This is a genomic window from Streptomyces sp. NPDC088116, assembly GCF_044741745.1.
Taxonomy (GTDB): Bacteria; Actinomycetota; Actinomycetes; order Streptomycetales; family Streptomycetaceae; genus Streptomyces.
The window spans coordinates 20,145-42,217 of record NZ_JBIUTF010000003.1 but is presented as its reverse complement, the minus strand read 5'-3'; the positions used below and the strand labels follow the sequence as shown (position 1 = coordinate 42,217).

The window sequence follows — 22,073 nt, the reverse complement described above, 5'->3', positions numbered from 1 at the left end:
AATCCCCCGTACCGCGACTCCCTCGTACGCGAATCAGCCGAGATCGGGGATGCGCCAGTCGATGGGCTCGTGGCCCTGTGCGGCGACCGCCTCATTGATCTGGGTGAACGGATGCGATCCGAAGAACTTCTTCGCCGACAGCGGCGAGGGATGCGCGCCCTTCACCACCACATGCCGCTCCTCGTCGATCAGCGGCAGCTTCTTCTGCGCGTAGGCGCCCCAGAGCACGAAGACCGCCGGGTCGGGCCGCTCGGCCACCGCGCGGATCACCGCGTCGGTGACCTTCTCCCAGCCCTTTCCCTTGTGCGAGTTGGGCTCGCCCTCGCGGACCGTCAGCACGGCGTTGAGCAGCAGCACCCCCTGCTCGGCCCACGGCATCAGATAGCCGTTGTCGGGAACAGGGTGGCCCAGCTCCTCCTTCATCTCCTTGTAGATGTTCCGCAAGGACGGCGGCGTCTTGACCCCCGGCCGGACGGAGAAGCACAGCCCGTGCCCCTGGCCCGCGCCGTGATACGGGTCCTGGCCCAGGACCAGGACCTTGACCTTGTCGTACGGAGTGGCGTCGAGCGCCGCGAAGACCTCGTCACGCGGTGGGTAGACCGGCCCCTTCGCCCGCTCCTCCTCGACGAACTCGGTCAGCTCCTTGAAATAGGGCTTCTGCAGTTCGTCGCCGAGGACGCCGCGCCAGGACTCGGGCAGCATGTCGGTGTCGGTCACGTCAACAACCTCCGGTAAGCGATCACTTGTCTGCCACTGAACCTACCGGTGACCACTGACAACGGCCCTTACCAGGCGGCTTCGCGGAGATCGGCGACCGTACCGTCACCCCACTCCGGCGTTGAGGAAGACCCCGCCGTCGACCACCAGCGTCTGCCCGGTGATCCAGTCCGACTGGTCGGAGGTGAGGAAGGCGGCGGCGCCGCCGATGTCCTCCGGCACCCCGAGCCGGCCCAGCGGGTACGAGGCGGTCACCTCCGCCTCCCGGCCCTCGTAGAGCGCCTGGGCGAACTTGGTCTTGACGACGGCGGGCGCGATGGCGTTGACCCGTACGGCCGGCGCGAACTCGTGCGCCAGCTGGAGGGTCAGATTGACCATCGCCGCCTTGCTCATGCCATAGGCGCCGACGAAGGGGGACGCCGAAATCCCCGCGACCGACGCGATGTTGACGATCGCGCCGCCGTGTTCCTTCTGCCAGGCACGCCAGGTCCGCTGGGCGAAACCGAGCGCCGAGATGACGTTCGTCTCGTACACCTTGCGGACGACGTTCAGGTCCAGATCCGCCATCGGGCCGAAGACCGGGTTGGTCCCCGCGTTGTTGACCAGGAAGTCGACCCGGCCGAACGCCTCCATGACGCGCTCGACGGCGACCGCCTGGTGCGCCTCGTCGTGTGCCTTGCCCGCCACACCGATCACCCGGTCGGAACCGAGCTTCTCGACGGCCTCCTTGAGGGCGTCCTCATTGCGTCCGGTGATGCAGACGCGGTCGCCGCGCGCGACGAGCGCCTCGGCGATGCCGTATCCGATGCCCCGGCTCGCGCCCGTGACCAGGGCGACCTTCCCACTGTCCTGCGGCTGCTCTGTCATGTTCGCCTCGTCCATGTGATCCGCCATGTTCCTTGCTCCGAGCTGCGGGCCGTACTGTCCGGCCTCGGCTCACGGCCGCGCCGCCGGGGTCTCAGGCCGCGCTGTCCGGCCGTCAGTTGAGCGGTCCGCCGGCGACGTACATCACCTGGCCGGAGACGAATCCGGCGTCGTCGCCCGTGAAAAAGGCGATGGCGTTCGCGATGTCCTCCGGCCTTCCGACGCGCTGGACCGGGATCTGGGAGGCAGCGGCGGCCTGGAAGTCCTCGAAGGCCATGCCGACCCGGGCGGCGGTCTGGGCGGTCATCTCGGTGACGATGAAGCCGGGGGCCACGGCGTTGGCGGTGACGCCGAACTTGCCGAGTTCCTTGGCGAGGGTCTTGGTGAAGCCCTGGAGGCCGGCCTTGACGGCGGCGTAGTTGGCCTGCCCCCGGTTGCCCAGCGCGGAGCTGGAGGAGAGGTTGACGATACGGCCGAACTGGGCGTCCACCATGTGCTTCTGGCACGCCTTGGCCATCAGGAACGCGCCCTTGAGGTGCACATTCATCACGGTGTCCCAGTCGGACTCGCTCATCTTGAAGAGCAGATTGTCCCGCAGCACACCCGCGTTGTTGACGAGGATCGTCGGCGCACCCAGCTCGGCGACGACCCGCGCGACGGCCGCCTCCACCTGCCCGCTGTCGGAGACGTCACAGCCGACGGCCAGTGCCGTGCCGCCCGCCGCGGTGATCTTCTCGACGGTGTCCTTGCAGGCCGCCTCGTCGAGGTCGAGAACGGCGACGGCGCGGCCCTCGGCCGCCAGCCGTACCGCGGTGGCGGCGCCAATGCCCCGCGCTGCCCCGGTCACAACGGCGACACGCTGCTCGGTGGTGGACATCCCTGATCTCCTCGCCCTGGGAACCTGCGGCTCTCACTCGCTGAGCAACCGCTTAGTAGCTTCAGCAGACGAGACGCTAGAAGCCCCGGCACTCGGTGTCAACGGCCCCTGGACCGACAGGCCGATCAGCGGGGACGTCACACGCGGCGGCGGCCCGGATCGGCGAACCGGGCGACGGAGTGAGCGGCGACCCGGGCGGCCGACGAGCGCGCCACCCGTCGGCCGATCGCCTTCCCCTCAGCGGACCAGCAGATCGAGCAGCCGTTCCGCCTCGGCCGCCGGATCGGCCGTCAGCCCGGTGTGTACCGGGCCGGGCTGTACGACGGTGGAGCGCGGCGCGATCAGCCAGCGGAAGCGCCGGCCCGCGTCGTCGGCCGCGGCCTGTCCGGCCGCGTCGCCGCCGTGGCAGACGCCCTCGACGGCGCGGAGCGCCGCCCGTACCCCCACGACGTCCGCCCGCGGGTCGAGGGCCGTCAGCCTGGCCTCGTCCAAATGGGTCCTGGCGGCGACATAGGACCGCGCGCGACAGTAGACGAGGACCCCGGCGTTGACGTACTCGCCGCGTTCCACTCTCGGCACCACCCGCAGCAGCGCGTATTCGTAGACGTCCTTCGCGCTCACCGGCCACTGCCCTTCGCATCACCCATGGCCGTCGCGTCGTCCGCGCCGCGCTGCCCGGCCCGTCCCGCTTCCCGTTTCGTGTGCGATCGGGGGGTGAGGCGGTCGACCAGCCAGCCGGGGGCCTGCGAGGGCTTGCTCCGTTCCGGCGCGTCGAGTGTGATGCGCTCGTGGATCGTCGCGGCCCGCGCCAGCAGCGGCTCCACATACGCGCGGCGCAGTGCGTCGGCGGACTCGAAGCCCGGCTCGTCGGCCAGCCACGCGTCCGGTACGTCGGCGGCGACCTCAACCAGCAGCTCCTCCGTGACCAGCGGCGCCAACTCCCCGGCGGCCGCCGCGATCTTGGGCCCGAAGGGCGCGAGCACGTGGTCGGAGGCGTTGTACGGCTTGGCCGCCGAGGCCTGCGCACCCGGCCAGTTGTGGTGCCAGATCATGGTGGCACCGTGGTCGATCAGCCACACATCGCCGTGCCAGACCAGCATGTTGGGGTTGCGCCAGGAGCGGTCGACGTTGTTGATGACCGCGTCGAACCAGACGATACGCCCGGCCTCCTCCGGTCCCACTTGGTACGCCAGCGGGTCGAAGCCGATCGATCCCGGCAGATAGTCCATGCCGAGGTTCAGCCCACCGCTCGCCTTCAGCAGCTCCTGCACTTCCTGGTCCGGCTCGGAGAGTCCGATGACGGGGTCGAGCCGCATGGTCACCAGTTGCGGCACCCGTAGGCCCAGCCTGCGGGCGAGTTGACCGCAGATGACCTCTGCGACAAGGGTCTTGCGGCCCTGCCCCGCGCCGGTGAATTTCATGACGTACGTACCGAGATCGTCGGCCTCGACGATCCCCGGGAGCGAACCCCCCTCACGCAAAGGCGTGACGTAGCGAGTCGCCTCGACTTCTGTCAGCATTTTCCCAGGCCATCCGACTCTCTAGCCGTACAATCCACGGTCAACTCCAGACACGCACACTCCAGGGAGTATGCGCGATCAGCCTTGGGGAATCTCAGGAGCTTCGACTGCCATGCCGCACCCCCTGCCTCCCCGGCATCCCGTCGGTGACGGTGCGCCCCTCGCTTCCGGCTTCCGGCTTCCGGCATGAAGTGAGCATAGTAACCAAGGGTGACCGCCGCCGAGGAGTGCCCGAGCCACCGCGAGCCAAGGCCAGGACGTGGATGCCTGCGACGATCCTTCTTTGTCGATGACAGCGTCCACACTCACCTGCGATGGAGGATTCCGTCCACGGAGGCAAGGCATGACGCATTTACTGCTACAGCTCTGGAACGCGGGCTCCGCCCCGCATCGCTTCGTTCGCGCATTACTCACGTCAACATTGTTCGCACACAAAAGGGGCGCCCCTTCAGGGGGCGCCCCTTCGACTCAGTGCCCTGTTCCAGTCACCTCGATCAGGCGTGAGGGAACGTCAGGCTCAAGCTCGGGTCTACCAGGTGTAAAGGGCCCAGGAGTTGCCCTCCTGGACACAACGGAAGCCCGTGAGCTTTCCCTGCTGGGCCCACGTGTTGCCGGTGGTCTGGCAAGCAAGGGCGCTGGTGAAGTGGCGCGGCTCCTGCGGCTCCCGCGGGCCCTCCGGCGAGGCGGAGGCCGTACCGGCCCCCAGCGCCAGAGTCGAAGCGGAGATAAGGCCTACAGCGGAAACAGCCAGAGCACGGCGTATGTTCTTCAACTTTTTCTCCATGTGACAGAATGGCAGGCAGAATTGCACCTGCTCGAATCCGCGAAGATCGCGGCGACGTCGGCATCCTATGGCGGCACTGCTCCATTTCAAAAGAGCTGCTTTGGCCTTTCCTCGGCCTTGGAACCGCCAGGTTCGCCGCACGAGTTCAGATTCGCCGCACGAGTTGAGAGACGGTCAACAAGCCGCATCGGTTCCTTCGGAAGACACCCGTGCGGTTTCCCGTCCGTCAACCGCGCCGGGTTACAGGACCGTCCCAGTTGGCGACGGCAGCGAACAGGTGCGTACGGGGCCGTGCCCAGCGGTGGTGCCCGGCGGTGGTGCCCGGCGATGGTGCGCGTTGCGCCTGACTGTGCGTGTAACAGGGATGTATTAGGGGACGGTTGGGCGGAACGTTCGCCGCGCCGCGCGGCTCCTGGTAGTCAGAAACGCTCGCTGTAGTCAGAAACGCTCGCTCGTACCGACTCGGACCGAGCAGCCGGCCCCAACCGATACCGAGGAAGCGGAAATGCGCGTTCACAAGCTCACCGTCGCCGCCCTGGCCATTGCCGCCGGCCTCTCGCTCACGGCCTGCCAGAACGACGAGGGCGTCACGGGACAGAGCGACCCGTCGTCCGCCTCCACCGCGTCTTCCTCGGGCGGCGGTTCGGGCTCGGGCACTTCGGAGCAGAGCGGCGGCAAGGACTCCGCCGCGGAGAGCCCCGGCGGTCAGGGCACGGCCGCCGGGACCGGCTCCGACGAGAACGGCGAGGCCGGCAAGTGCCGCACCGACGAGTTGGAGATCTCGGCGATCGACGCCACCGTCGGTGGCGACGACGATCGCACGGTCGCGGTGGAGCTGAAGAACGGCGGCGGCAGGGACTGCGCGCTGTCCGGGTACGCGGGCGTCGGCCTGAAGACGAGCGAGGGGCCGCTGTCCGCGGAGCGCAGTGGCGAGGAGGTCGTCCCGGGCGTTCTCAAGTACGGGGAGTCGGTGGCCTTCGGCATCCATTACCCGATCAACGACTCGGGCGGCTCCGGCGTCCGCGTCACGGAGCTGGTGGTCACCCCGCCGGACGAGACGAAGTCGGTCACTCTCGACTGGCCGGGCGCCGACACGCTTCCCGTCACGGACGGCGCCGGCTCCCCCGTGAAGGTCGGCCCGATCGGAAGCGCCGGTCAGGGCGGCTGACCCGCACGTCCCCTCCGCGACCGGAGAAGGCTCTCTTCACCACGCCTGGATCATGGGGACCTTCGAAACTCGTGCCGGTGCGGCTGCGCCCAGGTATCCGAACGATGATCAGCAGGACCGAACGAATGCAGAGGTGGAAATACAATGACTCTTGTGCTGCTCGGCGTCTTGGCGCTCGCCGTTGGCGGGTGCGTATGTGTGGTGTGGGCGGACCGTGGCGGGCCCGTTGGGTCCGTGCCGTGGCGGCCATGACGCTCGCCGCGGCCAAGGTGGTGCGCCGCTCCGGGAGGAATGGGCGTCGCCTGAACGGGAGCACCGATGACGGGACCAGCGCGGACGGCTGAACGTTCCTCCCCGCCGCAAAGATCCGTCTCCGCCGACCGGCGCCCCGAGGTCCGGACGGACACCACCGTCCGGACACCAGCACCGACGGCCTTCGTAGACTGGTCACATGCCGGATTCCGACCGACAGCCGCACACTTCTGCCCGCGCCCAGGACGGCACTGTCCTGGCGTACCAGCGTCAAGGCTCCGGACACCCGCTCCTGCTCCTGGCCGGTCAGGCGAACAACCACCGCTGGTGGGACGGCATACGCGAGGACTTCCACGCCACGCACGGCACGATCACCATGGACTACCGCGGCACCGGCGCCAGCGGCAGGCCCGAAGGCCCTTACTCCACGCAGCAGTTCGCCGACGACGCACTCTCCGTGCTCGATGAGCTGGGTGTCGAGAAGGCTGATGTCTACGGAACGTCCATGGGCGGCCGGGTCGCCCAGTGGATCGCCGCCCGCCGTCCGGAGCGGGTCCGGCGCCTGGTCCTGGGCTGCACCTCCCCCGGCGGTCCGCACGCCGTCGAACGGGACATCGCGGTACGGCGGTCCCTCGTCCAGGCCGACCCGGCGGCGTCACGGCAAGCGCTCATCGATCTGATGTACACGCCGGCCTGGCTGGCCGGTCACCCCGGTCCGTACACAACGCTCGGCGATCCCGACATGCCCCCGCACGCCCGGCGCGGCCACCTGGTGGCCAGCAACGGACACAACGCCTGGGACGTCCTCCCCGGCATCGGCGCCCCGACTCTGATCCTCCACGGCGACGAGGACCGCCTCACACCGCCGGACAACGCTTCCCTGCTCGCCGCCCGCATTCCTCACGCCAGGACACACGTCTTCCGCGGGGCACGCCACGCCTACTTCGAGGAATGCCGCCACGAAGCCGGCGCCCTGGTCGCGGAGTTCCTCGACGGCCTTTGGTAGGTCTCCCGTACCGCCACACACCGGCTCGCGACGACAGAGACCGACTCCGGGTGTGATCCAAGCGCCATGGTGGTGTGCACAACCAGTTCCCCGCGGGCCCGGCCGCGGGCCGCCGCGTGTTCGGTCCCCTTGGTGTCCTTGGTCCCTCACCCGCTCGGCTTTTCGCCTCTCGCGCACGGGAGGGACCAGAACCATCACGCCACACCCACACCCACACCCACACCCGCCCGACCGACCCGGCCTCGCTCTGTCCCGAACCGAAATGTGGAGCCCATGGAAAACACCGCGCTTCCCCGCCAGTTCGCCCGCACCCGGCGTTTCTCGCTCGGTGTGCCACGCCAGTTCACCGTCTCCCCCGACGGCGAACGCGTGCTGTTCACACGGTCCGTTTCCGGCGGCGATCCGTGCGGTCTGCTGTGGCTGTACGAGAACGGCGCGGAACGGATCCTCGCCGACCCCCGGACACTGCCGCCGACGGCCGGAGCGGATGAGATTCCGGCCGCCGAGAAGATCCGCCGGGCGCGGGCCGGGGCCAACACGGCCGGAGTGGTCGCGTACGCCACCGACCGGGAGGCACGGCTCGCGGTGTTCTCGCTGGGCGGGACGCTGTGGGTGGTACGTACGGACGGTGGCGCTCCCTGGCTGATCAGCACGGCGGGACCGGCGGTCGACCCGCGGCTCTCCCCCGACGGCACATGGATCGCGTATGTCACCGACGGCGCGCTGCGCGTCGTACGGACCGGCGGCACGGACACAACGGATACGGCGGACACAACGAACCCGGCGAACCCGGCGGACACCACGGGGAGGACGGAGGACCGGCCGCTCGCCGAGCCGGAGACCCGTGACGTGACCTACGGGCTGGCCGACCACACCGCCGCCGAGTCCATCGGCAGGTCACGCGGCTACTGGTGGTCGCCGCAGAGCGACGCGCTGCTGGTGGCGCGTGTCGACACGTCGATGGTGCGGCGCTGGTACATCGGGGACCCGTCCAACCCCGACCGGCCGCCCCGGTCGGTCCCCTACCCGGCGGCCGGCACACCCAACGCGGAGACCTCGCTGAGTCTCATCACGGTCGAGGGCGCGCGCACTCCCGTCCAACTGCCCCGTGCGGCACCCGAGGAGCACTCCCCGCGCGGCCTCTGGAACGATCCCGCCTTCGAGTACGTCGTGACCGCCGGCTGGGAGAGCGTCGGCCCGGTCGTCTCCCTCCAGACCCGCGACCAGCGCACGATGTGGGTCCTCGCGGTCGACCCGGCGAGCGGTGGCTTCGAGCCGCTGTCCGTGACGACCGACAAGGACTGGGTGGAGTGCCGGCCCGGCACGCCGCTGCACACCGCCTCGGGTACGCCGGTGACGTCCGTGGTACGCGACGACGTCCGCACAATCCGGATCGGGAACGCCTTCGCCCCGGCCGGACTGCATGTCCGTGAAGTACTGGGGACGGCCGGCGAGCGGGTCTTCTTCACCGCGAGCGAGGAGCCGACCGAGACCCATGTCTGGTCGTACACACCACAGGACGGTTCCGGGAGCGGCTTCGTCCGGCTGACGGACGAGCCGGGACTGCACACCGCCACCGCCGGAGGCGGCACACTGGTGCTGGACAGCCGGACCGCGGCCGGACACACCGTCACGGTGGTACGCGACGGCACACCGACCGGCCGGATCAAGGTCCTCGCCGAAGAGCCGCTGATCACTCCTCGACCGGTCCATCTCAGTCTGGGCGCACGGGAGTTGCGCAGTCAGCTGCATCTGCCGTCCTGGTACGAGCCGGGTTCGGGCAAGCTGCCCGTGCTGCTCAGTCCGTACGCGGGCCCCGGCATGCAGGTCGTGACCGCGGCGCGCGCGTGGCACACCGTGGTGCGCCAGTGGTTCGCCGAGCAGGGCTTCGCCGTCCTGGTCACGGACGGGCGCGGCACCCCCGGACGCGGGGTGGAGTGGCAGCGGGCGATCGTCGGCGACCGGCTGGGGCCCGTCCTGGACGACCAGATCGACGCGCTGCACGCGGCGGCCGCGCGGTACGACGCCCTGGACCTGGGACGGGTGGCCATCCGGGGCTGGTCGTTCAGCGGCTATCTGGCGGCGGGCGCCGTGCTGCACCGTCCCGATGTGTTCCACGCGGCGATCGCCGGGGCCCCGCCGACCGACCGGCGGCTCTACGACACGTACTGGGAGGAGCGGTATCTCGGACATCCGGACGTCCAGCCCGACCAGTACGAGCGCAGTTCGCTGCCCCCGTACGCCCATCAGCTGTCCCGGCCGCTGATGCTCGTCCATGGGCTCGCGGACGACAATGTGGTCCCGGCCCACACACTGCGCCTGTCGGCCGCGCTGCTCGCCGCGGGCCGGCCGCACACCGTACTGCCGCTGTCGGGAACGGGACACCTCGTCGCCCGGGAGGGGACGGCCGACAGCCTTCTCCTCCTCGAACTGGACTTTCTTAAAAAACTCTTGGGATCTGAACATCCCGGCGTCCCTCCCCGTACCTTCTGATGAACCCGGTCGATCGAGGGGCCGGCACGGAACGGAGCTGGGGATGACGGGTACGCAGGGGACCGCTCGGATCGTGGCACGCAGGACCGTGGTGGCCGCGGCGGGAGCGGTGGGGCTGGGCGCCGCGCTCACCGCGTGCGGCGGCTCGGACTCGGGGTCGGAGTCGGACGCCACGAACGGCGGCTCGGCGGACACCGGAGCCACCGGAGACAGTTCCACCGGTGGTGATGGTGCAGCAGCCGGAGCGGGAGCCGCCATCGCGAAGACCACCGACATCCCGGAGGGCGGTGGCAAGGTCTTCGCCGACCAGGGTGTGGTGATCACGCAGCCCACGGCGGGCGAGTTCAAGGCGTTCTCGTCCAAGTGCACCCACGCGGGATGCGCGGTGAAAGGCATCAGCGACGGGGTGATCAACTGCCCGTGCCACGGAAGCAAGTTCAGCGCCACGGACGGCAGTGTGCAGACCGGGCCCGCGACCAAGCCGCTGCCCGCCACCGCCATCAAAGTCTCGGGCGACTCGATCACACTCGCGTAACAGGGGCGCGGGCGGCCGACAGCTGGCAGACTTCACTTTTCGTCGGCAGCGGGTGAAGTCTGTCAGCCGTCGACCGCCCGCGCTTCCTTGCGCTCGTGCCCGCGTACATGCGGCCCGGCTGCCCGACGGCGGCCGGGCCGCATGTACGCGCCCGTGCCGTGTCAGCCGTAACTGCGCGCGGGCGCCGGGCCCGCCGCGGCTGCCACCGCGTCGGCGACCGCCTCGATGTCGGCGGCCGTCAGCGCCGACACCGTCAGCCGTACGCCCTGAGGCGTCGTCAGCCGAAAGCGCGCCCCGGGCGCGACCGCCCAGCCGGCCTGAAGCAGCCGCGCCACCGCACCGGTCTCGTCGGCCACCGGCACCCAGACATTCATCCCACTGCGTCCGCGCGCGTCGACCCCCCGGTCCGCCAGCGCCTGTACGAGGGCGTCGCGGCGCTCCCCGTAGGCCCGCGCCACCTCTGACACGTCCACGGCTCCCGAGGTCCAGAGCCGCACGACGGCGTACTGAAGAAGCCGGCTGACCCACCCGGGTCCGAGCCGCTGGCGTCCGGTCACCCGGTCCACGGTTTGTGCGTCCCCGGTCACCACCGCGAGCCGCAGATCCGGTCCGTACGCCTTCGCGGTGGAACGTACGAGCACCCAGCTGTCCGTCACCCCGGCGAGCGGGTGCAGCGGCAGATCCACGATGTGATGACCGTGGTCGTCCTCGATGAGCAGTACCTCGGGACGTTCGGCGAGGAGGGCGCGCAGTTCCTCGGCGCGCGCCGAGGACACCGACGCGCCTGTCGGGTTCTGCGCGCGGTCGGTGACGATGACCGCGCGGACGCCGGAGCGCAGCGCACGCTCCAGATCACCGGGCAGCGGTCCGTCGTCGTCGAGCCGTACCGGTACGGGCCGCAGTCCGAGCGCGGGCACGAGGTCCAGCAGGCTGCCCCAGCCCGGGTCCTCGACGGCGACCGCGTCGCCCGGCCGCAGATGCGCCGCCAGTACCCGTTCGATCGCGTCCAGCGAGCCGGAGGTCACGGCGACCGGCCCGGCGGGCACCCCGTCGGCGTCGAGCCCGGCACGGGCGAGCCGGGCGAACTCCGGGTCGACCGGGTCCTGTCCGTACAGCCCCGGCTGCTGCGCGTTGTGGAGCGCGGCGGCCGCGAGAGCGTCGTGCAGCGGAGGCAGCAGGGCCGGATCGGGGTTGCCCTCCGACACGTCCCGAACGCCGGGCGGCGGGTCGACCCGGATCGACCCGCGCGACGTACTGGCCGGGCGCGGGCGCACCCGGCTGCCTTTGCGGCCGGCCGTCTCGATGACCCCGCGCTCGCGCAGAGTCCGATAGGCGGCCGCGACGGTATTCGGATTGACCCCGAGATCAGCCGCCAACTCCCGCATGGGAGGCAGTAGTTGCCCCGGCACCAATGCGCCTGCGCCGACCGCGCGCTCCACGTCGGCGGAAATCTCCGCCGCGCGCCGACCTGAAATCCGATACTCTCCTAGCACAAACAACATTATGCACTAGTGCAATGGAGAACGCCATGCCGGAATCCCCCGCCGCCTACCGGCCCACCGCACGCACCGTCCCCACCCGCGCCCGGGAGCGGGCCTCGTACGACCACGAAACCGTGCACGGAATACTGGACGAGACGTACATCTGCCATCTGGGTTTCGTCCGCGACGGCGCTCCGGTCGTCCTTCCCACGCTCTACGCGCGGGTGGGCGAGCGGCTGTACGTCCACGGATCGACCGGCTCTCGCCCCCTGCGCATGGCGAGGACGCCGGAGTCGGCGCACCCGGGCGGCGCGGCCCCCGGCACGGAAGACACCGCCGCCGCGGACCCGGGACTCGCGGTCTGTCTGACCGTCACCCACGTCGACGGCCTGGTGCTGGCGCGTTCCGCCTTCCACCACTCGATCAACTACCGCTCCGTGGTGGTCCATGGCATCGCCCGCCAGGTGACCGACCCGGACGAGCGCCGCATCGCACTCGACGCGATCGTCGACCAGGCGGTGCCCGGCCGCTCCGACGACTCGCGCCGCGCCAACGACCGCGAGCTCGCGGCGACCGCCGTGCTCGGCCTCGATCTGGACGAGGTCTCCGCCAAGATCCGTACGGGTGGCCCCAACGACGAACCGGAAGACGCCTCGCTCCCGTACTGGACCGGCGTCGTCCCCGTCACGCGCGGCTACGGCACCCCGGTCCCGGCCGACGATCTCGACCCTGCTGTGGCCCTGCCCGACTATCTCTCCGCGCGCTGAGGCGATCCGCGGGAAGAAGAGGTCCGTCCGGCGGGGCCGGTCCGGCCCCGCCGTGCCTCAGGCCGAAACCGCGCGCTGAGCCACGGGAGGCGGCCGCCGGTTCCGCGAGAACCGCTAAACCGCGGGGCTCCCGCTGGACAACCGCGCCGGATCGTCGGCTCCCGTACCGCCCGCCACCGGCCCCGACGGTGCCTTGGGTGTCGACGACTGGGCGATGAAGGCGCCGATCAGCACGACCGCGCCTCCGATGATCTGGGGCGCCGAGAGGTGCTCCCGCAGCAACACCCAGGCCAGTACGGTGGCGACGACCGCCTCCAGACAGGCGACGACCCCCGCCACCTGCGGGGAGAGCCTGCGCACGGCGAGCACTCCCGTCGCATAGGCGAGCACGGTGGCGATCAGCACGATCCAGCCGAGCAGCAGGGCGGCGGGCACCTGCGAACCGCCCATCCCGGCCGCACCGCCGAGCACGGACCATTCCATCCGCCAGGGACGGGCGACGAAGGTGAGCACCACGGTCCCGACGAGCAGCCCGTACGCGACCACCCCCAGCGGGTCCGCCCGCGTGGAGTCCGCCGAGTCGCTGCCCTGGTCGGACAGGACGAAGTAGCTGACCTGGCAGAAGGCGGCCCCGAGGGCGAGCAGCACGCCGACCGGATCGAACCGCAGTCCGGTCCAGACCTCGACCACGCAGGCGAGACCGCCCACCGCGAGGACCACCCCGACCGCGGCCGCGCGGGTGACCGGGCGGCGCTGGACGAAGCGGACCCAGAGCAGGACGAGCGCCGGACCGAGGTATTCGACGAGCAGCGCGACGCCCACGGGGATACGGGAGATCGCGGCGAAGTAGAAGGCCTGGACGCCCGCCACGGCCAGCAGGCCGAAACCGGCGAGCAGCGCCGGCTTGCGGCGCAGCAGGTCACGGTGGCGCCAGGCCACGGGCAGCATGACCACGGCCGCGCCGGTGACCCGTAGCCAGACCACATGGAGCGGGTCGAGCCCCGCTTCGATCAGCGGCTTCGCCGCGACGCCCGAACCACCGAATGCGAACGCCGAGCCCAGGGCAAGCCCCAGGCCGACGCTCCTCCCCTTAGTCGCGTACATGACGTCATCATGACAGCTGGCGACAGGAGCGTCACCCCGATGACACCTGTCGAAACGTTCAGGCCAGCCGGTCGGCCAGCGACCGTGCGTCCACACCGGCCCGTTCGAGCACCTCGACCGCCCGGCACTGCCGGTCGGCGGCCAGCGCGGCGAGCAGATCGAGCCCTCCGGCCCGTGGGTCACCGCGGCGCGCGGCGCGTTCCATCGCCGCTGTCAGGGCGGTGACGGCCGGTGGCGCCCAGCCCGGCACGGTACGGTCCCGTACGACGGGGACAGCCCCGGAGTCCTCGACCGTCCCCTGCCAGCGCAGCCCATAACCGATGCTGCGCTGTACGAGGTAGCCGAGCACCCGCGCCACCTGGTGGCCGCCGTCGAACGCGGCCCGCACCTCGGGATCCGCTTCGATCAGCGAGTGCAGCAGATGAGCCGTGTCGACCTGGGCGTCCCCGTCGCGCAGCGCCCTGCGGCGCGCGCCGGAAAGAACCGACACCAGCTCCGCGGTCAGCCGGGCGTCGGTATCGGCGGGTCCCACGGAACCAGCGGGCGTGGGTACGGAATCGGTACGCGTCGACGCGAACTGCTCCGGCATCCGCGATGAAGGGCTTTGCACACTCCCACCCCATCAGCCTCCCCGGCTCCGGGCATCCCCGGCGGGGAGCATCTTGGCGTCCCACCGGAGTTGGGTACATCTGGACGGGTTCTCCTCCTTACGGATGAGATCACCCTCCTTTCGCCCCGGGAGGACGCGCGCCGCGCCCCGAACGCGCGAGGGCCCTGCGGCTGCCGGCCGCAGAGCCCTCGTACGACGGGACCGGGGGCAGTCCTCGGTCAGTCCTCGGTCAGTCCTCGTCGGCGAGGATCAGATAGAGCTTCTTCCGTGATTCGCTGATGACTCCGAGCGCCTTCTGGCGCTGCTCGGGTGTGCCGGTCTTCCAGACCTGTCCGAACGCCTCCATCAGCCCGAAGCCGGCCTGACGGATCTCGTTCATCGTGTCCCAGTCGATTCCACGACCGGCCTCTTCCCACGGAGCCTCGGGGCCCGATTCGGCCTCCGTACGCCCGGCCTCGGTGAGCGTGAACAGCTTCTTGCCGCCCTCGCTCCGGCTGGTGATCAGCCCTTCGTCCTCCAGCAGCTGGAGCGTCGGGTACACCGACCCGGGGCTGGGGCGCCAGGCCCCGCCGCTGCGCTCGCCGATCTCCTGGATCATCTCGTAGCCGTGCATCGGCCGGTCCTTCAGCAGCGCCAGGATCGAGGCACGCACGTCACCGCGCCGCGCCCTTCCCCGGCCGCCGCCGCGCCCCCGGCCGCCACCGCCGAACGGACCCCCGAAGGGCGGACCGAACGGGCCGAAGGCCCCGCGCCGCCCCTCGAAGTCGCCCCGGCCCGGATGGCCGGGCCCGCAGTGACCGGGTCCCGGTCCATGCTCGTGTCCATGTGAACGCATCCCTACGCTCCCCTCATCGTTGATCTGTCGCGATGCGTCAACGATATATCGGAATGCATCGCACGACAAGCCCTACGGCCGCGAGCGCTGTCCCGCCTCAAGGGATCCGGTCCATGTCCCAGCTGATCCGTTCCGTGGAACATCGGGACGGCACCGCGGGTGATCGGCGATCCACGTCCATGCGGTCCACGTGCCGTGTCGCGGGCCGCTGGTACCGGGCGCCTTCACGCCCGCCGGGGACGTCATTCGCCCGCGGCGTCCTCGGCCTCCCAGCGCAGCACGTCGCCCGGCTGACACTTGAGCACCTCGCAGAGCGCGGCGAGGGTCGTGAAGCGCACCGCCTTGGCGCGGCCGTTCTTGAGTACCGCCAGATTGGCGGGCGTGATCCCCATGCGATCCGCGAGGTCGCCCACGGACATCTTCCGCCTGGCCAGCATCACGTCGATGTCGACGACGATCGGCATCAGATCACCTCGTCCAACTCGGCCTGCATCTCGGCCGCTTCGACGTCGCGCGCGACAGCCTGGGCGAGCAGCATCCGCAGCAGGAGCACGATGAGCGCGACCCCCAGGATGGCCACGCCGACCCCGCCCATGATGACGGTGACGCCCGGGTCGTCCCGCTGGCCCGGCGCATTGAAGGCCGTGACCGCGAACCACAGGAGGGCAGCCGCCACGATCGCGCCGATCACGCCGTCCACGTACCGGAAGGCGGCATGGGAGAACACGGTTCCACGTCGCACCATCGTCACCAGCCGCCATACGCAGACCAGGGCGACCTGGACCGAGCCCATGCCCAGGATCGCGATCACGCGCAGCGCGGTCAGCGGGAGCGACCCGTCCTCCGGATCGCTCCCGCTGACCAACACCCACACCATCAACGCCTGCACGAGCACGGTGCCGGCGAGCACCACCACGAGCACGGCGCGAAGCGCACGCACTGCCAGCTTTCCCATACCTCATCCTTCCATCGAGTTGCGATGGAAATCTATCGAGTATCGATAGGTAAATCAAGGGTCGAGGCGGAGGACGGCGGTGGGCGATCAGGACGATCAGGAGAGGCAGGAGCTGGACGGTGCCGGACTCCGGTGAAACCACGACTGCAACCCGCGGTACCGGGTGGTGGAGGACACCCAGCGCACGTTCGTGTTCTCCGTGCGCGTCGACACCGCGGTGCCCGACGTGACCAGTGCCGTGAGCATCCACCCCACGTTCGGCGAGTTCGGCGAGTACCCCTTCGGCTTCGACCCGGACCTCACGGACAACACGGCGGTCCTGGCAGTCGTCCGGCCCCCGGGCGCCCCCGAGCAACGCCTGCTCCACGCCTCTTGCTCTCGGCCTCTGACTTTCGACGGAGCGGCACCTCATCCCCAGGTCGCAGCAGACACACACCACCCCCACCGACAACTGACCGATGGCGCCCAAGTCCCCCAACGCGTTCACGGCCCCTGGCGAGCAGGGCCGGCGGCGGTGGCACGCGCTCGCTGAGGTGACCGGCGGCGCGCTGCTGATGCTCCTCGTCATGGTCGTCCTGGACGACCCGTTGAGCGAGACTCAAATCCTCCTCCCCGTCGTCGTCCTCGCCCTGCTCGCCGTCCGCCGTCGCTTCCCCACGGTGAGTCTGCTGGGCGTCTCCGCCGTCGTGGGGCTGCTGCCCGCCGCCGGACTGCCGGCCGCCGTGATCGCGTACACCACGGCCAGGCAACTGGTGGCCCGCCGGCGGCGGAACGCCGTGCTGCTCGCCTCGACCGTTCTGGCGACGCTGGCCGGCGCCGTCTTCGTTCCGAGAATCGCGCTCGGCAGCCACCCGTTCGGGCTCGCGCTCGGTGTCGTACTCGCCGCCACCACGCTTCTGGTGCCGGGCCTTCTCGGCATCTCGGGCGGACAGCAGAGCCGGCTGCTGGAGGCCCTTCGGGAACGGGCCGCCGTCGCGGAGGCGGCCCGCCGGCTCGCGGAGAGCGAGTCCCGGATGCATGAGCGGTCCCGGATCGCGGCTGAGATGCACGACCTGGTCGGCCACCGGCTCAGCCTGATCTCGCTGCACACGGGCGGCCTGGAGATGGCGCTGCAGAAGGAGTCGCCGGAACTGCGCGACGAGGCGGCCCTGGTGCGCCGGGCCGCCGGAGACGCGATGCGGGAGCTGCGCGAAGTGCTCGGTGTCCTGGGCCCGTTGGGGCGGGACACCGGGACCGACGCCCTGACCGACACGACGGGTACCCGGTCCGACGTCGAGGCGCTGGCCGAGGAGTCGCGCAGCGGCGGCATACCCGTCGATCTCACCTGGGACGGCTCCGACCTGACGCACCGTGCGGCCCAGGTGCGACGTGCGGTGCACCGTGTGGTGCGCGAGTCGCTGACCAATGTGCACCGGTACGCCGCCGGAGCCCGGGTCACCGTGGCGGTCACGCACACCGACGACCAGGTGCACGTGCTCGTACGCAACGGGCTTCCGCCCGTGACCCCGGAAGCGGCGACCGGCCTGGGCTCGGGACGCGGCCTCGTCGGGCTGCGGGAGCGAGTGGCACTGCTCGGCGGATCCCCGACGGCCGGCCCGAGGCCGGCCGGAGGCTTCCAGGTGACAGCACGGATCCCGGCGCAGCCGGACCCGGGAGCGAGCTTCGCCACTGCGGGCGGCCCCTCGCGTGCGTCGTCGTCCGAACGGTCCGAGTCGTCCGAACCATCCGAGTCATCCGAACCATCCAGGTCGTCCGAATCCCGCTCCGAGAACGCGCCCACCGGTGTCCGAGGCCGTGGCGTGAGTGCCCTCACCGGATTCCTCGGCCTCGCGGGCGTGGGCGTGGGCGTGCTGATGATGGGCGGCCTCTTGCTGGTCACCCAGGCCTTCCGCAACCCGTCCATCCCGATCCCGTGGAGCCCCGGATCGGGATGTCCCGTACGAAGGTGGAGGAGGCGGTGTACGGGGACCACGCGTCGGTGCGCGCGGCGGCGACCGGCCGGGAGCCGGCCCACCCGGAGTCCGCGACGAGCTGCATGTACCCGCTGGTGCCGTACGAGGACTTCAGGCCCCTGGCCGACGCGGCCCCCGGGTCCGGGGGCTCCGAGGCCGTGGACGCCGAGGAGGGCCCCGGTCACCTCATGGTCGTCCGGTACTGCTTCCGTGGCGATACGTTGGCCGCCATCGACCGATTCCCCGTACCGGTGGTGTCACAGACACCGCCGTGGGAGTCCCCATGACCGAGTTTCCCGCTTCCGACCACCGCCCGATCCGGGTCCTGCTCGCCGACGACGAGGAGATGATCCGGCACGGCGTCCGGCTGATCCTGCGTCATGCCGACGGCATCGAGGTGGTCGGCGAGGCGACGAACGGCGAGGAGGCCGTGCGGACAGCCGGTGAGACCCGTCCCGACGTGGCGCTGATCGATGTCCGGATGCCCGTGCTCGACGGGCTCGCCGCCATCGAGCGGCTCCTCGCTCTGCGGCCCCGGCCGCAGGTCGTCATGCTCACCACGTTCGGCGACGACGAGAACGTGACGCGCGCGCTACGGTCCGGGGCCACCGGTTTTCTCCTCAAGGACCTCAAGGACGAGGGTCCTCAGGAGCTGATCAGCGCGGTTCGGGCCGCCGCCGGGGGCGACGCCGTCCTCTCCCCCGGAGTCACCGGCGCCGTCATCGAGCGGATGCTCAACGGCCTTGGCGGTACGCGGGGCGCGTCGGCAGCTGCGTCCGGTGCGGTCCCCGGACGGCGGCTGGCCGCACTCACCGGCCGGGAGCGCGATGTCCTGGCGCTCCTGGGCCGGGGCCTGGCCAACGCGGAGATCGGCCGTCACCTGGGCATCGGCGTGGGCACGGTGAAGACCCACGTCAGCGCCGTCCTGGTGAAGACGGGCACGGACAGCCGGGTCCAGGCGGTGGTACTGGCGTACCGCACGGGGCTGGTGTCCTGAGCAGCGGCCCCGCCCACTGTCCCTGCCGCAGGACACCCGCACATCGTCTCTGCCATAGGACAGACCCGGCCGTCCGCCCCGAGGAGGGCTTCCTGCGCCATTGCGTATGGGAGTTGGGCAGGACCGTCGTGATGGTCACCCATGACCCGGGCGGCCGCCGCCTACGCCGACCGCGTGGTCTTCCTCGCCGACGGCCGGCTCACCGACGAGTTGCTCGCACCGACCGCCCCGAGCGTCCTGGACCGGATGAGGCAGTTCGACACCAAGGACCGCACCAGCTGATCCAACTTCCCCTTCTCCGCCCGGACTTCCGCCACACACTCCGAAGCGACACACCCCAGAAGCGGGACCACCACCATGCTGCGTACAGCCCTGCGCAACGTCTTCGCGCACCAATCCCGATTGGTCATGACCGCCCTCGCGGTCATGCTCGGCGTCGCCTTCGTCTCCGGCACGCTCGTCTTCGGTGACACCGTCACCCAGGCCCTTCGCGGTGCCTCCGCCAAGAACCTCGAGGACGTCGCCGTATCCGTACAGGCCGAGTCCGCGTGGGACCCCGGCAGCCAGACGTACGACGGCCGGTCCACAGCACTCACCGACGATCTCGCCGACCGGGTCCGTGCTGTTCCCGGCGTCACGTCCCGGCGTCCCGTCGTCAACGGCACCGCCACCCTGGCCGCGAAGGACGGCCGGCCGGTGAACGCCGACAACTGCTGGCAGAACCTGGCGACCAACTACGCACCGGACACACGCCACAGCGACCGGGACAGCCTTTTCCCCGTCAGCTCCGGACGCGGCCCCACCGCCGCCGGAGAGATGGCGCTGGACCGCCGTACCGCCGAGAAGGCCGGCTACGGCATCGGTGACTCCGTCCGCTTCGCCGTCGAGGGCCCCGCACTCACCAAAAGGCTGGTCGGCACCGTCGAGACCGACGACCCGCGCGTGACGGCGGGCGGCACCCTCGCGCTCTTCGACACCAGGACGGCCCAGCAGCTCTTCCTGCGGGCGGGGCGGTTCGACGAGTTGGCCGTCGGCTCCGCGCCCGGCACCGACGATCAGGAACTCGCCGACGAGATCCGCCAATTGCTGCCCGCCGAGGGCATCACCGCCACCAGCGGCGCTCAGCTCGCGGACGAGCAGGCGAAGCAGATCGCCGAGGAAGCCAAGGGGCTCACCCGGATGCTCCTGGCCTTCGCCGGGATCGCGCTGTTCGTCGCTGTCTTCATCATCGCCAACACCTTCACCATGCTGATCGCTCAGCGCAGCCGCGAGACCGGGCTGCTGCGCGCCGTAGGGGCCTCGCGCCGCCAGGTCGTCCGCGCGGTCCTTATCGAGGCCGGGCTTCTGGGACTCGGTGCCTCCGTGGCCGGATTCGCGCTCGGGCTCGGTATCGCGACCGGCCTCAGGCCGCTCCTCAACGCGAGCGGCGCGGGTCTGCCGGACGGCCCCCTGGTCATCTCCGCGGCCACGCTCGTGTGGTCCCTCGTGGTCGGTGTCGGCGTCACCGTGCTCGCCGCCTGGCTGCCGTCCCGCAAGGCCGCGAAGATCGCACCGGTGGAGGCACTGAGTACCGTCGACCAGGCGCCGCCGAAGCGCGGCATGGTGCTCCGTAACAGCCTGGGTGTGCTGCTCACCGGCGCTGGTGTCCTGATCATGCTGTACGTCTCCACGCGCACGGACGGAGCCGACGCCAACCTCATCGGCGCCGTGCTCGGCTCGGTGCTCACGATGACGGGCATGATCGTGATCGCACCGCTGCTGTCCCGGCCGCTGATCCGGCTCGCGGGGGCGGTCACCACCCGGCTCTTCGGCGTCACCGGCAAGCTCGCCGAGGAGACCGGCCTGTCGAAGGGCGACACCTTCCAAGGCCTGCTGTTCGGCGCGGCCCTGGGTATCGGTACGGGGATCTTCCTGGCCTGGGCGTGCGGCAGCCTCACCGGCTCCTCGCTCTCGCAGTACGAGATCGTGCTCCCCTGGCCGCGGCTCGGCCTGTTCCTGCTGCTCGGCCTGGCGATCGGGGGGCCGGCGGCGCTCTGGCCGGCCCGGCGGGCGGCCCGCCTGAACATGCTGCGGTCGATCAACGCGTATTAGGCCCTGCCTCGCCGACGTTCGTGCCCTGTGGTGGCCGGCCGTGCCACCGACCGGTGTTTCCCATCCGGCCACGGCCGGCCACCGTCGCGGGGCCAACTGCTCCGGATTGGCCTTGGCGCGCGGGTTCCCGTGCCTCGTACGCTCCGGGCATGCGGATTCGAATCGTCGACGCCTTCGCCGACCGTCCCTTCACGGGCAACCCCGCCGGAGTGCTGCTCCTGGACTCCGACGCCTTTCCCCACGACACCTGGCTCCAGCAGGTGGCGGCCGAGGTGAACCTCTCCGAGACGGCCTTCGCCCACCCCCTGCCCGCCGGTGGCGACGCCGACTGGGCGCTGCGATGGTTCACCCCGGCCACCGAAGTGGGCATGTGCGGTCACGCCACCCTGGCCACCGCCCATGTGCTGCACTCCACCGGACGTGCGACCGGCGCGCTGCGCTTCGCCGCCCGCCCCGGGATCCTCGGCGCCGCCACACACGACGACGGCTCTCTCACTCTCGATTTCCCGACGTCCGCACTCACCCCGGTGCCGGTCCCGGACGGGATCGCCGCCGCACTGGGCGCCGAGCCGGTCGCGGTGCACGACACCTCCGAGGACATCGGGGATCTGCTGGTGGAACTGGCCGACGAGCGGACCGTGCGCGGCCTCGCGCCCGACCTCGCCTCACTCGCGGCGCTCTCCCGGCGCGGCGTCATCGCCACCGCCGTCGCCGACGATCCGGGCGCCGGCTACGACTTCGTCTCGCGGTGCTTCTTCCCCGGTGTCGGCATCGACGAGGACCCGGTGACCGGGAGCGCCCACACGGCACTCGCCCCGTTCTGGTCCGCCAGGCTGGGCCGGGCCGAGCTGACCGGCTTCCAGGCCTCCGCCCGTACGGGATTCGTCCGTACCGCGCTGCGCGGCGAACGGACCCTGCTCACGGGCCGGGCGGTGACGGTCATCGACGGCGAGCTGTTCAGCTCGCCCTGAGACAACGGGACATCCCTGCTCGCGGCCGCATCGAGGGGCGTACGGAACCGAGGCGCCCCGTACGCCCCTCGCCGGCACCCGCACACCGACCCGA

The 22,073-nt window shown here is 70.7% G+C and carries 21 protein-coding genes and 2 pseudogenes; 11 read left to right on the top strand and 12 right to left on the bottom strand.

What is annotated here, in order from left to right; translation table 11 throughout:
* Positions 1 to 33: 33 nt before the first annotated feature.
* The 6 genes from ACIOJD_RS12705 to ACIOJD_RS12680 all read right to left on the bottom strand — a co-directional run bounded on the left by ACIOJD_RS12705 (position 34) and on the right by ACIOJD_RS12680 (position 4,750).
* A complete protein-coding gene (locus ACIOJD_RS12705) occupies positions 34 to 717 on the bottom strand; it encodes a uracil-DNA glycosylase (RefSeq protein WP_401911853.1) in 684 nt (227 codons plus the stop codon).
* Positions 718 to 822: 105 nt separating this feature from the next.
* Positions 823 to 1,584 carry an SDR family oxidoreductase gene (locus ACIOJD_RS12700; protein WP_401913847.1) on the bottom strand — a complete coding sequence of 254 codons (762 nt, stop codon included), beginning with the start codon at positions 1,582 to 1,584 and terminating at the stop codon, positions 823 to 825.
* Between the two features lie 112 nt (positions 1,585 to 1,696).
* Complete coding sequence (fabG, locus tag ACIOJD_RS12695) at positions 1,697 to 2,458, bottom strand: 3-oxoacyl-ACP reductase FabG (RefSeq protein WP_401911851.1); 762 nt, start codon at positions 2,456 to 2,458, stop codon at positions 1,697 to 1,699.
* A gap of 237 nt (positions 2,459 to 2,695) precedes the next feature.
* Positions 2,696 to 3,079, bottom strand: a complete 384-nt coding sequence (locus ACIOJD_RS12690) for a DUF3037 domain-containing protein (RefSeq protein ID WP_401911849.1) — start codon at positions 3,077 to 3,079, stop codon at positions 2,696 to 2,698.
* The gene (locus ACIOJD_RS12685) at positions 3,076 to 3,978 is read right to left on the bottom strand and encodes a HipA family kinase (RefSeq protein ID WP_401911847.1); all 903 of its coding nucleotides are present in this window, start codon (positions 3,976 to 3,978) and stop codon (positions 3,076 to 3,078) included. Before ACIOJD_RS12685 ends, ACIOJD_RS12690 begins: the two co-directional genes overlap by 4 nt.
* Positions 3,979 to 4,507: 529 nt before the next feature.
* Complete coding sequence (locus ACIOJD_RS12680; RefSeq protein ID WP_401911844.1) at positions 4,508 to 4,750, bottom strand: hypothetical protein; 243 nt, start codon at positions 4,748 to 4,750, stop codon at positions 4,508 to 4,510.
* 517 nt (positions 4,751 to 5,267) lie between these two features.
* Between ACIOJD_RS12680 and ACIOJD_RS12675 the strand changes: the two genes are divergently transcribed.
* The 5 genes and pseudogenes from ACIOJD_RS12675 to ACIOJD_RS12655 all read left to right on the top strand — a co-directional run bounded on the left by ACIOJD_RS12675 (position 5,268) and on the right by ACIOJD_RS12655 (position 10,216).
* Positions 5,268 to 5,930: a DUF4232 domain-containing protein gene (locus ACIOJD_RS12675; RefSeq protein ID WP_401911842.1), complete on the top strand. Its 663-nt coding sequence runs from the start codon at positions 5,268 to 5,270 to the stop codon at positions 5,928 to 5,930.
* Between the two features lie 144 nt (positions 5,931 to 6,074).
* A pseudogene (locus tag ACIOJD_RS12670) lies at positions 6,075 to 6,274 on the top strand (hypothetical protein).
* 107 nt (positions 6,275 to 6,381) lie between these two features.
* Positions 6,382 to 7,188 carry an alpha/beta fold hydrolase gene (locus tag ACIOJD_RS12665; protein ID WP_401911840.1) on the top strand — a complete coding sequence of 269 codons (807 nt, stop codon included), beginning with the start codon at positions 6,382 to 6,384 and terminating at the stop codon, positions 7,186 to 7,188.
* A 273-nt stretch (positions 7,189 to 7,461) separates the two neighbouring features.
* Positions 7,462 to 9,681, top strand: coding sequence for a prolyl oligopeptidase family serine peptidase (locus tag ACIOJD_RS12660; protein WP_401911839.1), 2,220 nt, complete (start codon positions 7,462 to 7,464; stop codon positions 9,679 to 9,681).
* A 43-nt stretch (positions 9,682 to 9,724) separates the two neighbouring features.
* Positions 9,725 to 10,216: a Rieske (2Fe-2S) protein gene (locus ACIOJD_RS12655; RefSeq protein ID WP_401911837.1), complete on the top strand. Its 492-nt coding sequence runs from the start codon at positions 9,725 to 9,727 to the stop codon at positions 10,214 to 10,216.
* Positions 10,217 to 10,377: 161 nt separating this feature from the next.
* Here ACIOJD_RS12655 and ACIOJD_RS12650 read toward each other — a convergent pair whose 3' ends face one another.
* Positions 10,378 to 11,709: an aminotransferase class I/II-fold pyridoxal phosphate-dependent enzyme gene (locus ACIOJD_RS12650; protein ID WP_401911835.1), complete on the bottom strand. Its 1,332-nt coding sequence runs from the start codon at positions 11,707 to 11,709 to the stop codon at positions 10,378 to 10,380.
* A 35-nt stretch (positions 11,710 to 11,744) separates the two neighbouring features.
* Here ACIOJD_RS12650 and ACIOJD_RS12645 point away from each other — a divergent pair, with 35 nt between their 5' ends.
* A complete protein-coding gene (locus tag ACIOJD_RS12645) occupies positions 11,745 to 12,464 on the top strand; it encodes a pyridoxamine 5'-phosphate oxidase family protein (RefSeq protein WP_401911833.1) in 720 nt (239 codons plus the stop codon).
* A 114-nt stretch (positions 12,465 to 12,578) separates the two neighbouring features.
* Here ACIOJD_RS12645 and ACIOJD_RS12640 read toward each other — a convergent pair whose 3' ends face one another.
* From ACIOJD_RS12640 to ACIOJD_RS12620, 5 genes are all read right to left on the bottom strand, one after another.
* Positions 12,579 to 13,568: an EamA family transporter gene (locus ACIOJD_RS12640; protein ID WP_401911830.1), complete on the bottom strand. Its 990-nt coding sequence runs from the start codon at positions 13,566 to 13,568 to the stop codon at positions 12,579 to 12,581.
* A 58-nt stretch (positions 13,569 to 13,626) separates the two neighbouring features.
* Positions 13,627 to 14,178 carry a Clp protease N-terminal domain-containing protein gene (locus ACIOJD_RS12635; protein WP_401911828.1) on the bottom strand — a complete coding sequence of 184 codons (552 nt, stop codon included), beginning with the start codon at positions 14,176 to 14,178 and terminating at the stop codon, positions 13,627 to 13,629.
* A gap of 229 nt (positions 14,179 to 14,407) precedes the next feature.
* Complete coding sequence (locus tag ACIOJD_RS12630) at positions 14,408 to 15,013, bottom strand: PadR family transcriptional regulator (protein WP_401911826.1); 606 nt, start codon at positions 15,011 to 15,013, stop codon at positions 14,408 to 14,410.
* Positions 15,014 to 15,255: 242 nt separating this feature from the next.
* Positions 15,256 to 15,477 (bottom strand): helix-turn-helix domain-containing protein, encoded by a 222-nt coding sequence (locus ACIOJD_RS12625; RefSeq protein ID WP_401911824.1) that lies wholly within the window; start codon positions 15,475 to 15,477, stop codon positions 15,256 to 15,258.
* On the bottom strand, positions 15,477 to 15,968 hold the full coding sequence (locus tag ACIOJD_RS12620) for a DUF2975 domain-containing protein (protein WP_401911821.1): 492 nt from the start codon (positions 15,966 to 15,968) through the stop codon (positions 15,477 to 15,479). The genes ACIOJD_RS12625 and ACIOJD_RS12620 overlap by 1 nt, the downstream gene beginning before the upstream one ends.
* A gap of 458 nt (positions 15,969 to 16,426) precedes the next feature.
* Here ACIOJD_RS12620 and ACIOJD_RS12615 point away from each other — a divergent pair, with 458 nt between their 5' ends.
* The 5 genes and pseudogenes from ACIOJD_RS12615 to ACIOJD_RS12595 all read left to right on the top strand — a co-directional run bounded on the left by ACIOJD_RS12615 (position 16,427) and on the right by ACIOJD_RS12595 (position 21,979).
* The gene (locus ACIOJD_RS12615) at positions 16,427 to 18,367 is read left to right on the top strand and encodes a sensor histidine kinase (RefSeq protein WP_401911818.1); all 1,941 of its coding nucleotides are present in this window, start codon (positions 16,427 to 16,429) and stop codon (positions 18,365 to 18,367) included.
* On the top strand, positions 18,267 to 18,917 hold the full coding sequence (locus ACIOJD_RS12610) for a response regulator (RefSeq protein WP_401913845.1): 651 nt from the start codon (positions 18,267 to 18,269) through the stop codon (positions 18,915 to 18,917). The genes ACIOJD_RS12615 and ACIOJD_RS12610 overlap by 101 nt, the downstream gene beginning before the upstream one ends.
* An 86-nt stretch (positions 18,918 to 19,003) precedes the next feature.
* A pseudogene (locus ACIOJD_RS12605) lies at positions 19,004 to 19,199 on the top strand (ABC transporter ATP-binding protein); the annotation flags it as partial.
* Positions 19,200 to 19,274: 75 nt separating this feature from the next.
* A complete protein-coding gene (locus ACIOJD_RS12600) occupies positions 19,275 to 21,008 on the top strand; it encodes an ABC transporter permease (RefSeq protein WP_401911815.1) in 1,734 nt (577 codons plus the stop codon).
* 149 nt (positions 21,009 to 21,157) lie between these two features.
* A complete protein-coding gene (locus tag ACIOJD_RS12595) occupies positions 21,158 to 21,979 on the top strand; it encodes a PhzF family phenazine biosynthesis protein (RefSeq protein ID WP_401911813.1) in 822 nt (273 codons plus the stop codon).
* Positions 21,980 to 22,073: the final 94 nt, after the last annotated feature.

Bases quoted from the DNA above. Each gene is read 5' to 3' on its own strand.
- ACIOJD_RS12700 (WP_401913847.1), bottom strand. From the start codon at position 1,584: ATGACAGAGCAGCCGCAGGACAGTGGGAAGGTCGCCCTGGTCACGGGC.
- fabG (WP_401911851.1), bottom strand. From the start codon at position 2,458: ATGTCCACCACCGAGCAGCGTGTCGCCGTTGTGACCGGGGCAGCGCGG.
- ACIOJD_RS12685 (WP_401911847.1), bottom strand. From the start codon at position 3,978: ATGCTGACAGAAGTCGAGGCGACTCGCTACGTCACGCCTTTGCGTGAG.
- ACIOJD_RS12675 (WP_401911842.1), top strand. From the start codon at position 5,268: ATGCGCGTTCACAAGCTCACCGTCGCCGCCCTGGCCATTGCCGCCGGC.
- ACIOJD_RS12665 (WP_401911840.1), top strand. From the start codon at position 6,382: ATGCCGGATTCCGACCGACAGCCGCACACTTCTGCCCGCGCCCAGGAC.
- ACIOJD_RS12660 (WP_401911839.1), top strand. From the start codon at position 7,462: ATGGAAAACACCGCGCTTCCCCGCCAGTTCGCCCGCACCCGGCGTTTC.
- ACIOJD_RS12655 (WP_401911837.1), top strand. From the start codon at position 9,725: ATGACGGGTACGCAGGGGACCGCTCGGATCGTGGCACGCAGGACCGTG.
- ACIOJD_RS12645 (WP_401911833.1), top strand. From the start codon at position 11,745: ATGCCGGAATCCCCCGCCGCCTACCGGCCCACCGCACGCACCGTCCCC.
- ACIOJD_RS12640 (WP_401911830.1), bottom strand. From the start codon at position 13,568: ATGTACGCGACTAAGGGGAGGAGCGTCGGCCTGGGGCTTGCCCTGGGC.
- ACIOJD_RS12630 (WP_401911826.1), bottom strand. From the start codon at position 15,013: ATGCGTTCACATGGACACGAGCATGGACCGGGACCCGGTCACTGCGGG.
- ACIOJD_RS12625 (WP_401911824.1), bottom strand. From the start codon at position 15,477: ATGCCGATCGTCGTCGACATCGACGTGATGCTGGCCAGGCGGAAGATG.
- ACIOJD_RS12620 (WP_401911821.1), bottom strand. From the start codon at position 15,968: ATGGGAAAGCTGGCAGTGCGTGCGCTTCGCGCCGTGCTCGTGGTGGTG.
- ACIOJD_RS12615 (WP_401911818.1), top strand. From the start codon at position 16,427: ATGGCGCCCAAGTCCCCCAACGCGTTCACGGCCCCTGGCGAGCAGGGC.
- ACIOJD_RS12610 (WP_401913845.1), top strand. From the start codon at position 18,267: ATGATCCGGCACGGCGTCCGGCTGATCCTGCGTCATGCCGACGGCATC.
- ACIOJD_RS12600 (WP_401911815.1), top strand. From the start codon at position 19,275: ATGCTGCGTACAGCCCTGCGCAACGTCTTCGCGCACCAATCCCGATTG.
- ACIOJD_RS12595 (WP_401911813.1), top strand. From the start codon at position 21,158: ATGCGGATTCGAATCGTCGACGCCTTCGCCGACCGTCCCTTCACGGGC.